At 71.7% G+C, this 13,713-nt stretch carries 12 protein-coding genes, 3 pseudogenes and 1 riboswitch; of the genes and pseudogenes, 9 read left to right on the top strand and 6 right to left on the bottom strand.

The window, feature by feature from the left end:
- Nucleotides 1-12: 12 nt before the first annotated feature.
- A riboswitch (SAM riboswitch) is annotated at nt 13-126 on the top strand.
- A 15-nt stretch (nt 127-141) separates the two neighbouring features.
- Nucleotides 142-1,518 carry an aminotransferase class V-fold PLP-dependent enzyme gene (locus tag ABD191_RS05305; protein ID WP_425560654.1) on the top strand — a complete coding sequence of 459 codons (1,377 nt, stop codon included), beginning with the start codon at nt 142-144 and terminating at the stop codon, nt 1,516-1,518.
- Here the strand turns inward: ABD191_RS05305 and ABD191_RS05300 are convergent.
- Nucleotides 1,496-2,959, bottom strand: coding sequence for an outer membrane protein assembly factor BamB family protein (locus tag ABD191_RS05300; protein WP_344077437.1), 1,464 nt, complete (start codon nt 2,957-2,959; stop codon nt 1,496-1,498). The two genes, ABD191_RS05305 and ABD191_RS05300, sit on opposite strands and share 23 nt — an antisense overlap.
- 224 nt (nt 2,960-3,183) lie before the next feature.
- Complete coding sequence (locus ABD191_RS05295; RefSeq protein ID WP_344077435.1) at nt 3,184-4,173, bottom strand: NAD-dependent epimerase/dehydratase family protein; 990 nt, start codon at nt 4,171-4,173, stop codon at nt 3,184-3,186.
- 59 nt (nt 4,174-4,232) lie between these two features.
- On the opposite strand from ABD191_RS05295, the gene ABD191_RS05290 reads away from it, so the two are divergent.
- Nucleotides 4,233-4,820, top strand: coding sequence for a DUF4232 domain-containing protein (locus tag ABD191_RS05290; RefSeq protein WP_344077433.1), 588 nt, complete (start codon nt 4,233-4,235; stop codon nt 4,818-4,820).
- Nucleotides 4,821-4,841: 21 nt separating this feature from the next.
- On the opposite strand, the gene ABD191_RS05285 is transcribed toward ABD191_RS05290, so the two are convergent.
- Nucleotides 4,842-5,495 (bottom strand): ribonuclease FAU-1 family protein, encoded by a 654-nt coding sequence (locus ABD191_RS05285; protein ID WP_344077431.1) that lies wholly within the window; start codon nt 5,493-5,495, stop codon nt 4,842-4,844.
- A gap of 122 nt (nt 5,496-5,617) precedes the next feature.
- Between ABD191_RS05285 and ABD191_RS05280 the strand changes: the two genes are divergently transcribed.
- The 5 genes from ABD191_RS05280 (at nt 5,618) to ABD191_RS05260 (ending at nt 10,136) form a co-directional block, all read left to right on the top strand.
- Complete coding sequence (locus tag ABD191_RS05280) at nt 5,618-6,562, top strand: ATP-binding cassette domain-containing protein (protein ID WP_344077429.1); 945 nt, start codon at nt 5,618-5,620, stop codon at nt 6,560-6,562.
- Nucleotides 6,559-7,329, top strand: a complete 771-nt coding sequence (locus ABD191_RS05275) for an ABC transporter permease (RefSeq protein ID WP_344077427.1) — start codon at nt 6,559-6,561, stop codon at nt 7,327-7,329. Before ABD191_RS05280 ends, ABD191_RS05275 begins: the two co-directional genes overlap by 4 nt.
- A gap of 76 nt (nt 7,330-7,405) precedes the next feature.
- Nucleotides 7,406-8,392, top strand: coding sequence for a hypothetical protein (locus tag ABD191_RS05270; RefSeq protein ID WP_344077425.1), 987 nt, complete (start codon nt 7,406-7,408; stop codon nt 8,390-8,392).
- Between the two features lie 17 nt (nt 8,393-8,409).
- Nucleotides 8,410-9,351, top strand: a complete 942-nt coding sequence (locus ABD191_RS05265; RefSeq protein ID WP_344077423.1) for a hypothetical protein — start codon at nt 8,410-8,412, stop codon at nt 9,349-9,351.
- A gap of 23 nt (nt 9,352-9,374) precedes the next feature.
- Nucleotides 9,375-10,136, top strand: a complete 762-nt coding sequence (locus ABD191_RS05260) for a HEAT repeat domain-containing protein (RefSeq protein WP_344077421.1) — start codon at nt 9,375-9,377, stop codon at nt 10,134-10,136.
- Here ABD191_RS05260 and ABD191_RS05255 read toward each other — a convergent pair.
- Both ABD191_RS05255 and ABD191_RS29205 read right to left on the bottom strand, forming a co-directional pair.
- Entirely contained in the window at nt 10,088-10,927 is an 840-nt protein-coding gene (locus ABD191_RS05255; RefSeq protein ID WP_344077419.1) for a nitroreductase/quinone reductase family protein, read from the bottom strand. The genes ABD191_RS05260 and ABD191_RS05255 overlap by 49 nt on opposite strands.
- A 120-nt stretch (nt 10,928-11,047) precedes the next feature.
- Nucleotides 11,048-11,155, bottom strand: a pseudogene (locus tag ABD191_RS29205) (transposase); the annotation flags it as partial.
- Between the two features lie 51 nt (nt 11,156-11,206).
- Here ABD191_RS29205 and ABD191_RS05245 point away from each other — a divergent pair.
- A pseudogene (locus ABD191_RS05245) lies at nt 11,207-12,122 on the top strand (IS5 family transposase).
- Nucleotides 12,123-12,145: 23 nt separating this feature from the next.
- Here the strand turns inward: ABD191_RS05245 and tnpA are convergent.
- Nucleotides 12,146-12,390 (bottom strand): annotated as a pseudogene (gene tnpA, locus ABD191_RS05240) (IS200/IS605 family transposase); the annotation flags it as partial.
- Between the two features lie 72 nt (nt 12,391-12,462).
- Between tnpA and ABD191_RS05235 the strand changes: the two are divergent.
- Nucleotides 12,463-13,707: an RNA-guided endonuclease InsQ/TnpB family protein gene (locus ABD191_RS05235; protein ID WP_344077414.1), complete on the top strand. Its 1,245-nt coding sequence runs from the start codon at nt 12,463-12,465 to the stop codon at nt 13,705-13,707.
- Nucleotides 13,708-13,713 lie beyond the last annotated feature (6 nt).

Below are 13,713 nucleotides of genomic sequence, written 5' to 3'. Positions count from 1 at the left end.
TATGGTCGGAGCTGTCACGAGTGCCAACGCGTAGCCCCGGCTTGTTGGCCGGCAACCCTCCTCCGCGGCGGGGTGCCCCGGGTGATGACACGGCCCGCCCCGACCGGGGCGGCGCAAGCGCGGACCCCTGCCGGGTCCCCGATGATCCCAGGGGGTCATGCCGTGACGGCACCATCGATCACACCCACCGCCCTGCTGTCCGTTGTCGGCACGGACGCGCGCGTGCCGCTCGTCGACGGCGGCGAGACGCGGTACACGAACCTCGACTACGCCGCGAGCGCGCCCGCCCTGGCCACCGTGGCCGAGCACGTGGGCGAGGTACTCGCCAGCTACGCGAGCGTCCACCGGGGCGCGGGGTACCTGTCCCGCGTGTGCACCGCGCTCTACGAGGACGCCCGCGCGGCCGTCACGTCCTTCGTCGGCGCCCGCGGCGACGACGTGGTCGTGTTCACCCGGCACACCACGGACGCGTTCGGCCTGCTCGCCTCGGCCACTCCGGGCGAGGCAGTGCTGCTCGACATCGAGCATCACGCCAACCTGCTGCCGTGGCAGCGCCGGGGCGACCGGGTGCTGGCCGCCCGCCCGACCCTGGCCGCCACGCTCGACGCGCTGGAGGCGGAGCTGCGCCGCCGCCCGGCCGCGCTCGTCACGGTCACTGGCGCCTCGAACGTCACCGGCGAACGCACGCCGCTGCCCACCATCGCCGACATCGCGCACCGGCACGGCGCCCGGCTCGCGGTCGACGGGGCCCAGCTCGCCCCGCACCGCCCGATCGACCTGGCCGGCACCGGCGTGGACTACCTGGCGTTCTCGGGCCACAAGCTCTACGCGCCGTACGGCGCTGGCGTGCTGGTGGGCCGTCGGGACTGGCTCGACGCGGCCGAGCCGTACCTGGCCGGCGGCGGCGCGGTGACGGACGTGACCGTCGCCGCCACGGCCTGGGCGCCGGCGCCGGCGCGGCACGAGGCCGGCACGCCGAACGTCGTGGGGGTCGCGGCCCTCGCCCGGGCCTGCCGGGAGCTGGCGGCACTGCCGGCCGGCGCGCTCGTGGACCACGAGCATCACCTGCGCGAACGGCTGGTCGACGGCCTCGCGGCGCTGGGCATCACGCCGCTGCGGCTGTGGCCCGACAGTCCCGGGGCCGTGGGCCTGGTGGCGTTCACTGTGGACGGTGTGCCCGCCGGCAAGGTGGCGGCCTACCTGTCGGCCGAGCACGGCATCGGCGTGCGCGACGGCCGGTTCTGCGCGCATCCCCTGCTGGACCGGCTCGGCGTGCCGGCGGCCGTGCGGGCGAGCTTCGGCGTCGGCAGCACCGTGGAGGACGTCGACCGCCTCCTGTCCGCGCTCGGCGCACTGTCCGCGCGGGGAACACAATGGGCGTACGCGCAGGACAGCGCGGGCTGGGCGCCCGTACCGGAGACCAGGCGGCTGCCCGACTGGCTCGGCGGCGCCCCGCTCTCCGGCGAGCAGCGGCCCTGTGACGGACCGGTGCCGGTCAGCCCGCCCGGTATCCCGTGAACCCGCTCGCGGTGGCCACGACGGCCACGGTGTCGAAGCCGGCACCGGCGGCCGCCGTGGCGCCCATCGTCGGGGCACGGTCGCTCGCCTTGCCGCGTGCGTCGCACACGCTCACGTGCGTGCCGCCCGCCCGCTCACGGACCGGCTTTCCGCGCACGTAGTACGGCTCCCGGTAATCGAAGGTGGCCCGCCTGGCGCACCAGAACGCCGCGTCGGCGGCCGGCACGACGCTCCTGCCGGTCGCCACGTCCAGCACGAGCGGCTCGGCGCCGCCCCGGATGAGGCGGGCCGTGGCGCCCGCGATGGCGGGCTTGGTGTCCCAGTCGATGAGCGCCTCGGTCCTGCCCGCCGGCACCTGCCACGTCGTATCGCCGGTCGCGATGTCGAAACCCTCGACGGTCACGTCGAGATCGGTGAAGGTCGCCCGCGCGGTGTCGTTGGCGTACTTCTCGGTGCCCCGGTAGCGGCAGCGCACGGGCAGACCGTCGTCCGCGGAGGCGGGGTCCTCGATGTAGAGGTGGCTACGGCAGAACAGGTCCGTGCCAGCGGAACGCCAGCGCACCGATCCGTCCGCTATCGAGAGCGCGGCCGTGGTGGCCCGATTGTCGAGGCTGGCCACGTAGCTGCCGTTGGGTAGTTTGCTGAGTTGTGGGTGCAGCGTGCCGACATAGACGTTCTGCTTCGGGTAGTGCTCGAAGTGCCAGCCGTAGTCCGTGCTGTAGCCGGTAGGGAACGCCGAGGAGAGGTTGATCTGCCAGACGAGCTTTCCGTCCCGGGACAGGGCGAGCTTCTCCGGGTCGCGACCACCGAGATCGAGTAGGCCGGCGTCGCCGACAAGGCGCGCCCCCGGCGGCGTGTCCGACTTCTCCGCGACGTAGCTGCCATCGGCAATGCGCAGCCGGTGCAACACGGCCCGCCCCCGGTAGTTCGACCGTGAGGTGGTGCAGACGTCGATGCCGTCCGAACAGTCCCCGGGCGGCGACGTCACCAACAAGGGCTTGGTGACAACGAGGTCCTCGCCCGTGCGCGGGTCCGCGACCACGATGCGGGTGTAGAGGTTGCCGGTCCGGTCGGGCCGCTGGTAGACGACCTTGTCCTGGATGAAGAAGGGCTGCACGGCGATGCCGGTCACGACCTCGCCGGGCGACGCCTCCTTGCGCCACAGCTCCTTGCCGGCCCGCGGGTCGATGCCGACGAGGTACAGCCGGCGGCTCTTCACGACGTACCCGACCGCGACACCGGCCACGTTGACCGGCTGGCCGATGGGCTTCACGTCCCGCAGCGTCCACGCGACCGACGCCGGCCGCTCGGACACCGGCGGCTGCGTCGCCGACGCGCTCGGGGTGGGCTTGTCGGGTTCTTCGCCGGTGCACGCCGTCACCAGCGCGCCGACCACGACCAATGCCGCGAGCTGGGCCCCCGCGGTCCGCCGACCAGCCATACAGACTCCCCGATACGTCCGTCCTGGCCACTCAGTGTCCCGCACCGGGCGGATTGCAGTGGTAACTATCGAGCCACGAAACCGCGCACGACATCATCCGTTAAGGACCGTTCGCTCCTGGTCGCGATCATGTAGTTGTCGCCATGATCTATGTTTCGTGGCCCAGCGAGCAGCGGGGCTACGCTCCGGTACATCAAACGGCGATCTTCCAGCAGTTCGCACCGCTAGACGCGGTGGCGGGCCACCAGGTCGCCGATCAGGGCGTCGAGCCTCGCGTCGACCTGCTGTCGGGCCGGGTCCCCGTCGTACCAGGCGACGATCTCCCGGGCGCCCCGCTCGAACGGCACGACCGCCCGGTAGTCCGGCACGACCGAACGCAGCTTGCTGTTGTCGAAGACCATGGAGTGCGCCTTGTCGCCGAGCAGGCCGGCGCCCCAGTCCGGGTCGGCCGCCGCGATCGCGTCGGACGGCACGTGCACGATGCGTGCCTCGACGCCCAGCGCCGCCGCCAAGGCCTGCGCGATCTGGTCCCACGTCAGCACGTCGTCCGAGGTGATCTGGAACGCGTCGCCGAGCGTACGCGGGTGGCCCAGCAGCGGCACGAACCCCTTCGCGAAGTCGGTGTGGTGGGTCAGCGTCCACAGCGACGTGCCGTCGCCGTGCACCACGATCTCCTTGCCGGCGCGCATCCGCGCCAGGGTCGTCCACCCGCCCTCCAGCGGGATCAACGTCTTGTCGTACGTGTGTGACGGGCGCACGATCGTGGCCGGGAAGCCCTCCTCGCGGTACGCGGCCGTCAGCAGGTCCTCGCAGGCGATCTTGTCCCGCGAGTACTGCCAGTAGGGGTTTCGCAACGGGGTGGACTCGGTGACGGGCAGCCGGGCGGGCGGCGTCTGGTAGGCCGACGCGGAGCTGATGAACACGTACTGGCGGGTGCGGCCCCGGAACAGCTCGATGTCCGTGCGCACGTGCTCGGGCGTGAACGCCACCCAGTCGACGACCGAGTCGAACTCCAGGTCGCCGAGCGCCGCGCGCACGGAGCCGGGGTCGCGGATGTCGGCACGCAGGATGATCGCCCCTTCGGGGAGCGGGCGGTGGGTGCTGGTGCCCCGGTTGAGGACGTACAGCTCGATGCCGCTGTCGACCGCCAGCAGCGAACACGCGGAGCTGATGATGCCGCTGCCGCCGATGAAGAGGACCTTGACTGCGCTCACTGCCACACGCTATCCCAGCGGCGTCCGGCCGGCTCGACGGCTGGTGGTACAACGACAGGATGCTCCAGCGGTTCGGATTGCGGGCGGCGAGCGCCGCCCTGGCTGCGGTGACGGTGTTGTCCGCCTGCGGCCGGCCCACCCCGCCGAAGCCGTCGCCGACGACGGCGCCGCGCCTGGACGGTGCGGCCGGCGTCGGCGGCGCCGGCGCCACCTCGGCCGCGATCCCGCCACGCTGCGCGGCCGGCAACCTCGCCATCGTCGCCCGCGACGCGGGCAGGTCCGGCGGCCAACACGGCGTGGTGCTCATCTTCACCAACGCGGGTGACGGGCCGTGCCGCTTCTACGGGTACCCGGGGGTCGCCGGGCTGGACGCCGCCGACAAGCAGATCACGCAGGCCCGGCGTGCCAAGAGCGGCCCGCTGGGCGGCCTGCCGGAGGACCGGCCCATCCCGCACATCGACGTGGCCGCCGGCCAGGCCGCCTCCGCGCTGCTGGAGGCGGCCGACGGCGCGTGCGAGCCCTTCGCCGGGCTGCTGGTCACCCCGCCCGACGAGACCCAGTCGTTCCGGATCGCCTGGCCCAGCAAGGGCTGTGCCGACCTGCAGGTCCACCCCATCGTCGCGGGCGTCACCGGCCAGTTCCACTGACCCGCCGGGCCGGAGCAGCGATCACGGATACCTGCGGGGGGCGTCCCAACCGTCCGGGAAGCACGGCGGCAGGTCCCATGACGGGTCCGGCCGGAAGTCGCAGAAGGTGCCGTCGAACGGGAACGCGCCGCGCTCGATGAGCGACACCACCCGCTCCCCCTCCAGCCGCACGGCGGCCTCGTCGTCGACCCAGTAGTGCTCCGGGAACGCCAGCCGCTCGGTGAACTCGTCCTCGTCCTTCCACTCCCAGGCACGGTCGGGATAGACGACGATGTCGAGATCGTGGTCGGTGGTGTCCACTCCCGACACGTCGGCGTCGGTCCACCACACGGGCGGGGTCTCCAGGTTCACGTACCAGCCGGTGAAGGCGCCGCGCGCGTCCCAGAACAGCCACACGGAGTGCGACCCGGACGGCGGGAAGTACATCAGGATGTCCGGGCCCCACCAGCGCCGCTCGGTGAGGCGGGTCGGCTGCTTGACCCACTCGGCGAACGGCATGTCGCGGATGCCGCGACCGTCGTGGGCCAGCCGGATCGCGGCGGGCACGCCGTTGGGCACCCACAGGCACCTGCCGCGCGCGTCGTTGACGACCACCCGGGCCGTGCGGGCGAAGACGAGCGTGTCGCGGGCGAAGAACCGGTGCACGACCGTGGCGCCGGCGGGCGGGGTGGACACCCCGGAATCCTAGCCAGCCTGAGGCGAGCCTCGCTCACCCGAAAGATCCAGTCGCGTTGTATCGCGTTTGCGGTTACGATGTATCGCGTCATGTCACATCCCTCCGCATGAAGCGAGGAAGCATGGGCTCCACCACCCCCGCGATCACGGCCGCCGGCCTGCGCAAGCGCTACGGCGACACGGTCGTCCTCGACGGCGTCGACCTCTCGATCGCGCCCGGCGAGGTCTTCGCGCTCCTGGGCCCGAACGGCGCCGGCAAGACCACGACCGTCCGGATCCTGTCCACGCTCATCCGGGCCGACGGCGGCACAGCCTCCGTCGGGGGCGCGGACCTGGCGCGCGACCCCGAGGCCGTCCGCCGGATGATCGGCGTCACCGGCCAGTTCTCCGCCATCGACGCCCTGTTCACCGGCGAGGAGAACCTGCTGATCATGGCTGACCTGTGCCACCTCGACCGGCGGGCCGGTCGGCGGCGCGCCGCCGAGCTGCTCGACCGGTTCGACCTGACGGACGCGGCCCGCAAGCCGGCCGTGACCTACTCGGGCGGCATGCGCCGCCGCCTCGACCTCGCCATGACCCTTGTCGGCCACCCTCGGGTGATCTTCCTGGACGAGCCGACCACGGGCCTGGACCCGCGCAGCCGGCGCACCATGTGGCAGATCATCCGCGAGCTCGTGTCGGGCGGCACCACGGTCTTCCTCACCACCCAGTACCTGGAGGAGGCCGACCAGCTCGCCGACCGGATCGCGGTGCTCGACCACGGCCGCATCGTCGCCGCGGGCACCCCGGCCGAGCTGAAACGCCTGGTCCCGGGCGGGCACCTGCGGCTGGTCTTCGCGTCAGCCGCCGACCTCGACACAGCAGCCCGCGCCTTCGACGGTGCGACGCGCGACGACGACGCGCTCGCCCTGCAGGTGCCCAGCGACGGCGGCGTGCGCTCGCTGCGCGCGGTGCTCGACCGCCTCGACGCGGCGTCCGTCGAGGTCGAGAGCCTCACCGTGCACAGCCCCGACCTCGACGACGTCTTCCTCGCCCTCACCGCCACGGAAAGGACCTCCGCGCGATGACCTACGCCGTCCGCGACTGCCTCACCATGCTGCGCCGCAACCTGCGCTGGGCACGCCGCTTCCCCGCCATGACGGCCGTACTGATCGGGCTGCCCGTCATCATCCTGCTGCTGTTCGTGTACGTGTTCGGCGGCACGATGGGCGCCGGCCTGGCCGGGGACCGGGGCGACTACGCCGACTACGTCACCCCCGGCATTCTCATGCTGGCCATCGCCGGTACGGCGCAGGGCACCGCGATCGCGGTGGCCACGGACATGAAGGAGGGCATCATCGCGCGGTACCGCACGATGGCGATCTTCCGCCCGTCCGTGCTCGCCGGACACGTCCTCGGCAGCCTCACCCAGACCATGGCGGGCCTGGCGGTCGTCATCGGCGTCGCGGTCGCGGTCGGCTTCCGGCCCACCGCCGGCGTCGTCGAATGGCTCGCCACGGCCGGCCTGCTCGCCCTCGTCGCCCTCGCCATGATCTGGCTGTCCGTCGGGCTCGGGCTGTGGGCCAAGACGGTCGAGTCGGCCAGCAACCTGCCCATGCCGCTGATGCTCCTGCCGTTTCTGGGCAGCGGCTTCGTGCCGACCGACTCGATGCCCGCCGTGGTGCGCTGGTTCGCCGAGAACCAGCCGTTCACGCCGATGATGGAGACCCTGCGCGGGTTGCTGCTCGGCACCGGCATCGGCAACGCGGGCCTGATCGCGGCCGCGTGGTGCGTCGCCATCACGCTGGTCGGCTACCGCTGGTCGGTACGCCTCTACAACCGCGACCCGGCCTGAGCCCATCGCCGCCCCCGACGGGGAACCCGTCGGGGGCGGGCGTCGTCCACAATGATGGACGACAGGGGAGGTCGGGGTGCGCGGGTTCGGATGGGTGCTGATCGCGGTCGGGGCGCTGTTGGGCGCCTGTACGCAGCCGGCCGAGCCCTCCGGCGCGATGCCGGAAGGCGGACCGCCGACGGGGACCATGGCCGTGGCAGGAAAGTGGTCGGGCTGCGCCAACGTGTGGCCCGATCCGCTCAAGGCCATGGGCGCCGAGGAACTCGACCTGCCCCGGCTCGGCGACGGATTCACGCCCGTGGCGGCCGTCGTCTGCACCACCGTTGTCGAGAAGCGCCCCGACGGCAGCGAGGCACTGATGGCGACCGAGCGCCGCGCCGAGGACATCGCCGCGCTGCTGGCCGCGTTGCGCCTGCCCGACGAGCCCTCCGGCACGGAGGGCGCCTGCACCTTGGACCTCCCGACGATCCCGTGGGTCGCGCTGGTGGACGCCGACAACCGGTGGGGGCGCCCCGGCGTGCCCGGCGACGCCTGCGGCAGCATCCGCATTGAGGTACGCGACGCGATCGCCGCCCTGCGACTCACCGAGGTGTCCAGGCGCTTCCTCCGCGAGCTGATGTCGTCGGGCGCGGCGGCCTCGGGCTGCTCGCCGAGCTGGGCCGACATGGTCTGGGCCGAGACGACGATGAACCCCGACCGGACCTGGGCGCCCACCCTCGGCAGCCAGTTCACCGACGACGACGAGATCCGCCTGTGCGTCTACGCCGTGCCGCCCGGCGAGCGTGGCAGCGCCAAGCCGGCCGGCGCATTCACCTCCGGCAAGGTCCTGACCGCCAAGCAATGGGCCCCGATCGCCGCCGCCCTGCGCGCCGCGCCGAAGGCAGGGGCGTGCTCGACCCCCGCCGAAAGGTTCGCCCTGCTGAGCCGCACCGACGACAAGCAGGGCGAGATCTACGTGGAGCTGACTGGCTGCCAGCGCATCATGACCACGCCGATCGATGGCCAGCCCTTCCTCGGCCAGGCCGACGCGGCCCTGATCGCCTTGCTCAAGGCGGCCGGCTGACCGCTACCCTCGGTGGCGTGACCACCGCACCCGCCGTCCGCGACTGGCTGCTCGCCGGCGATCCGGCCATCCAGTGGCAGGCCTTGGCCGACCTGACCGACGCCGGGTCGGACGAGGTCGCCGCGGCGCGGGCGCGCGTGGCGCACGAGGGCTGGGGTGCCGCGCTGTTGGCCCGGCAGGGCGCGGACGGGCTGTGGGACGGCGGCACGTTGTTCCCCGCCGGCTACTCCGGCGAGGAGGCGGGGCAGCCGTGGACCACCACGATGCACACCCTGCAGACGCTGCAGCTGTTCGGGCTCGACCCGGCGTCGGCGGCGGCACGCCGGGCGGTCGGGCTGGTGGCCGAGCACGCGCGGTGGGACCACGCCGGGCAGCGGTACTTCGACGGCGAGGTCGAACCTTGCATCAACGGCCGGACGGTCGAGACGGGCGTCTACTTCGGCATCGATGTGGCGTCGGTCGTGGCGCGGCTCCTTGACGAGCCCCTCGCCGACGGCGGCTGGAACTGCGAGGCGGAGAACGGATCGATGCGCTCGTCGTTCGACACGACCATCAACGTTCTCGACGGGCTGTTGGCGTACGAGCGCGCGACAGGCGGCGACGCGGCCGTGCGCGAGGCGCGCCGCGCCGGCGAGGAGTACCTGCTGGAGCGGCACCTGTTCCGGCGCGCCAGCACGGGCGAGATCGTCAAGCCGGAGTACCTGGACGCTGCCTTCCCTTACTACTGGCACTACGACGTGCTGCGGGGGCTCGACTACTTCCGGCGGGCCGGCGCCTCCGCCGACCCCCGCCTGGCCGAGGCGGTCGAGCTGCTGCGCGCCAAGCGGCGAGCCGACGGCACGTGGCCGCTCGACCGGGTCCACCCCGGTCGCGTCGCGTTCCACCTGGAGGCGGTGGGCCAGCCGAGCCGCTGGAACACCCTGCGGGCGCTGCGGGCGCTGGACTGGGCCGGGCGCTGACCCCCTTCGCTACCCTCACTGGCGTGACCGACCTTGTGCACCTCACCCCGGCCGGCAACGCGCGACGCGTCGTCCGCACCGGTCTGGCCGGCCGCAGCCCCGGCTGGTTCGGCGACCGGGGCGTGTACTGCATGCCGGTGCTGCCGTCGTTCACCCTGACCTACCAGTGGGTGCGCGAACTGCGCCGCTGGAAGCAGAGCACGCTGGTCGGCGTCCAGGTGCGGATCCCCGACGACGAGCCGGTCACGGTCGGTCGGTACGGCCAGGAGCCGACCCGGGTGTCGGCGGCCGAGGCCGCCGCGACCATCCGGGGCCTGGCCGACCCGCGCGGGTACGAGGTGTTCGTACCCCGCCCGGTCGCCGCCGCCGAGGTGCGCCGGGTACGCCGCGTCCCGCAGGGGATCGGGTGGCGCTACAAGCCCGACGCGCACGGGCTGCGCCCCTGCACGTGTCCCGCGTGCATCCAGTCGGGCACCCCCGGCGCGGCACAGCTGCGCCGGCGTTTTCCCTACGAGAACGCGCCGCGCACCAAGCCGGCCATCATGGCGGACCTACGCGCGGCCACCACCTCCGACGACATCGAATACGCCCTGTACGAGCTGGGCATGCGCCGGCGCGGAGGCGCCGAGGAGCTGGCCTTCCTCGCCGACCACCCGGATCCCGAGGTCCGCGAGGCTCTCGTGAGGACGCTGGCGCGCTACCGCGGCCGCGCGGCCCGGGAGCTGCTCGAACGCGTTCAGGGCGCCGCGCCGTCCAGGACGGGGATGAGGGACCGCTCCTCGTAGGTCAGGTGACTCTCCAGCTCCGCGGTGAGCCGGTCGACCTCGGCGAGCAGCGTCGCCCGGTCGGGGCCGGGGTCGGCGAGCACCCGGTCCAGACCCTCGACCAGGGCCGCGATCGCCTCGTGTTCCTCGCGCAAGCGCGCCAGCACGGGGGCGAGGTCGGGTCGCTGGTTGCCGATGCCGACGAACATCCCCCCGTCCTCCATCGTGTGGTGCTGCGTCAGGCCGCCGCACAGCGCCAGGCAGTTGACCCGCAACTGGGCGCCGACCGACGCGCCGGAGGCCGCCACCTCGGCGCGGATCAGCCGCAGTTCGCGGCGGAAGGTGTCGTGGATCGCGCTGAGTACGGTCCCGAACGAGGCGCCGGCTATCCGCGGAGGGCTGGGGAGCCGGGCGAGCGTGACCACGGGGATGACCCGCGCCGTCGCGGCCTGGTAGTCAGCCCAGCGTGCGTCGTGCTCGGCGATGCGGGCGAACACCTCGTCCCGCTCGTCGCCAGCGAGGACCTCCGCGCGGGCCTCGTAGGTGAACCCGCCGTTCTCGACCGTGACCGTGGGGTTGGCCAGCACGTTGTGGTACCAGGCCGGATGGCGCGGCGCGCCGGCCGCGGACGCCACGACGACGACGCGGTCCCCGGTGTGGGGCGTATACCGCAGCGGAACCGTGTGCGGCCGGCCGGACCGGGCGCCGGTCGTGGTCAGCAGGAGCAGTCGAGCGTCGGCGAATGGGCCGCTGAGCTGGCCCTTGTTGGCGCGGAATTCGTCGATGATGGACGCGTTGACGTCGTTGGGCACGGAACATCCCCTCCCCGTGGGTGTTCGCCATACGCTACCTGCCGTGCGGGCCAGTGCTTCGGCCTTCAGGTCGGGGGGGAAGGCCGGCGTTGGGAGGGCCGCCAAGGCCCGAGTAGTGCCTTAACCGGGACGGTTCTGCTGCTCGATGTACTGCTTGACGACGCTTAGCGGTGCGCCGCCGACGGAGCCTGCGAAGTACGAGCCGGACCAGAGTTTGTTGGCCTGGTAGTAGGGCGTGTCTCGTGGATCTGTGAGGCGTGAGGGTGTATCACATCTGTCGTGGTTGGACGGTTCGAGCTCACCGACGCCGAGTGGGAGTTGCTCAAGCCCTTGCTGCCTGGGGATCCGGCCCGTGGTGGCCGGTGGCGGGATCACCGCGCGACGATCTCCGGGGTTCTGTTCCGGGAGCGGACCGGGATTACGTGGCGGGATCTGCCTGCCCGGTTCGGGCCGTGAAAGACGGTCTATCAGCGCAAACGCCGGTGGGCGTTGGACGGGACCTGGGCGAAGATCTGCGAGGCGTTGCGCATCGACTGCGACCTTGAGGAGGGCGAGGACTGGACCTTGGGCGTGGACTCGACCGTGGTCCGGGCACACCAGCACGCTGCCGGTGCTCGTCATGAGCTGCCCAAGGAGCTGTCCGAGCAGGCCGGCGACGCTAAAAGGGGCGGCCGGTATCGGGCGTATCGGGTGATCGTGAAGCGCTCGGCCGGTCGAGGGGCGGGCTGAGTACGAAGCTGCACCTGGCCGCCGACCGCCGGTGCCGGCCGGTCAGCCGGGTCCTGACCGCCGGTCAGCGTCACGACAGTGTCGGGTTCGCCAAGGTCATGGACGGTGTGCGTATCCGCCATCGGGTGGGCCGGCCGCGTACCCGGCCGGGTCGGGTGCTGGCCGACAAGGCGTACACGAACCGCAAGATCCGTACTGAGCTGCGCCGCCGCCGGATCACGGCGGTGATCCCGGAGAAGAAGGACCAGATCGCCGCACGCAAGGCCAAGGGCAGCCGAGGCGGGCGGCCACCGGCGTTCGACCGTCAGTTGTACAAGCAGCGCAACGTCGTCGAACGAGCCATCAACAAGCTCAACAGTTCAGGGCGGTTGCCACCCGCTACGACAAGCGAGAGTTCATGTACCAGGCCGCCGTCGACGTCGCCACGATGAAGATCTGGCTACGCGACCTCACCCGAGATCCATAAGACACGCCCTAGTGCCGCATCAGGTCGGGGAACTCCTGGCGTAGGCGCCGCGAGGATACGCCCTTGAGTGAGTTGACCAGCCGGGCCACGGCCATCTTGGGCGGGTAGTTCACGAGCAGGTGGACGTGGTTGTTGGCGCCGTTGAACTCGACCAGTTCGGCCTTGAAGTGCGGGCAGACGTCGCGCATGACCTGTTCCATGCGGGTCAGGTGCCGGTCGGCGAATACCTTGTGCCGGAACTTCGTCACGAAAACCAAGTGGCGTGCATCGCGAAAACACAGTGTCTACCGTGCGGATACCTGCAAGTTCAGCCATAGACCAATATGGTATGGTGTGTCCCGTGCAGCTGCGGTACAACTTCCGCGTGTACCCCGACGCCGTCCAGCGCGAGGCGCTGGCCCGGTCGTTCGGGTGCGCGCGGGTGGTGTTCAACGACGGACTCAGGCTGCGTCAGCAGGCCCGGGAGGCGGGCGAGAAGTACATCTGCGACGCCGAACTGTCGCGCCGTCTGATCACCGAGGCGAAGACGACGCCGCAGCGGGCCTGGCTGGGCGAGGTGTCCGCCGTCGTCTTGCAACAGGCCCTGGCCGACCTGAACACCGCGTACCGCAACTTCTTCGCCTCGATCTCGGGTAAGCGCAGGGGCCGCAAGCTGGCCCCGCCCCGGTACCGGTCGCGCAAGGACAACCGGCAGGCCATCCGGTTCACCAAGAACGGCCGGTTCAAGGTCCTCGACAACGGACGGCTCAGGCTGCCGAAGATCGGCGACATCGCGGTCCGCTGGTCACGGACCCTGCCCTCGGACCCGTCGTCCGTGGCGATCATCAAGGATGCGGCGGGCCGGTACTTCGCCTCGTTCGTCGTCCAGACCACCGACGAGGCGTTGCCGCCGGTCGAGTCCGAGATCGGGATCGACCTTGGGTTGACCCACTTCGCGGTCATGTCCGATGGCACGAAGGTCACCGCGCCGAAGTTCCTGCGCCGCGCGGCCCGCAAACTCAAACGGCTGCAACAGGCACTCTCGCGCAAGCAGCGCGGCAGTCACAACCGCAAGAAAGCCGCCGTGAAGGTGGCCCGCGCTCACGCGCGGGTGGCCGACACCCGGCGGGACTGGCAGCACAAGCTGTCCACGACGTTGATCCGCGAGAACCAAGCGATCTATGTCGAGGACCTGTGCGTCGTCGGTCTCGGCCGCACACGGCTCGCGAAGAGCGTGCACGACGCCGGATGGTCGTCGTTCGTCGGAATGTTGGAGTACAAGGCCGCCCGGTACGGGCGGACCTTCGCCAAGATCGACCGGTTCGCGCCCACGTCGCAGACATGCTCGGCGTGTGGCCGTATCGACGGACCCAAGCCGCTGTCCGTCCGGTCATGGACGTGCCCCTGCGGGGCCGCCCACGACCGGGACATCAACGCGGCGATCAACGTGTTGGCCCAGGGACGCTGGGACAACTCAAACGCCTGTGGAACGCGGGTAGGACCGGCACTCGTGCCGGCACCGCGGCCGACCTCACGTCGAGAAGCAGGAATCCGCCCGCACGCCGCGTGTTCCACACGCAGCGTGGAGGCAATCCCCGTCCTTTAGGACGGA

This window comes from Luedemannella helvata, assembly GCF_039528415.1.
Classification (GTDB): Bacteria; Actinomycetota; Actinomycetes; order Mycobacteriales; family Micromonosporaceae; genus Luedemannella; species Luedemannella helvata.
Note: the sequence above shows the minus strand (reverse complement) of the source record. Positions and strands in the feature narration are given on the sequence as shown.

Bases quoted from the DNA above. Each gene is read 5' to 3' on its own strand.
- ABD191_RS05305 (WP_425560654.1), top strand. From the start codon at position 142: ATGATCCCAGGGGGTCATGCCGTGACGGCACCATCGATCACACCCACC.
- ABD191_RS05300 (WP_344077437.1), bottom strand. From the start codon at position 2,959: ATGGCTGGTCGGCGGACCGCGGGGGCCCAGCTCGCGGCATTGGTCGTG.
- ABD191_RS05290 (WP_344077433.1), top strand. From the start codon at position 4,233: ATGCTCCAGCGGTTCGGATTGCGGGCGGCGAGCGCCGCCCTGGCTGCG.
- ABD191_RS05280 (WP_344077429.1), top strand. From the start codon at position 5,618: ATGGGCTCCACCACCCCCGCGATCACGGCCGCCGGCCTGCGCAAGCGC.
- ABD191_RS05275 (WP_344077427.1), top strand. From the start codon at position 6,559: ATGACCTACGCCGTCCGCGACTGCCTCACCATGCTGCGCCGCAACCTG.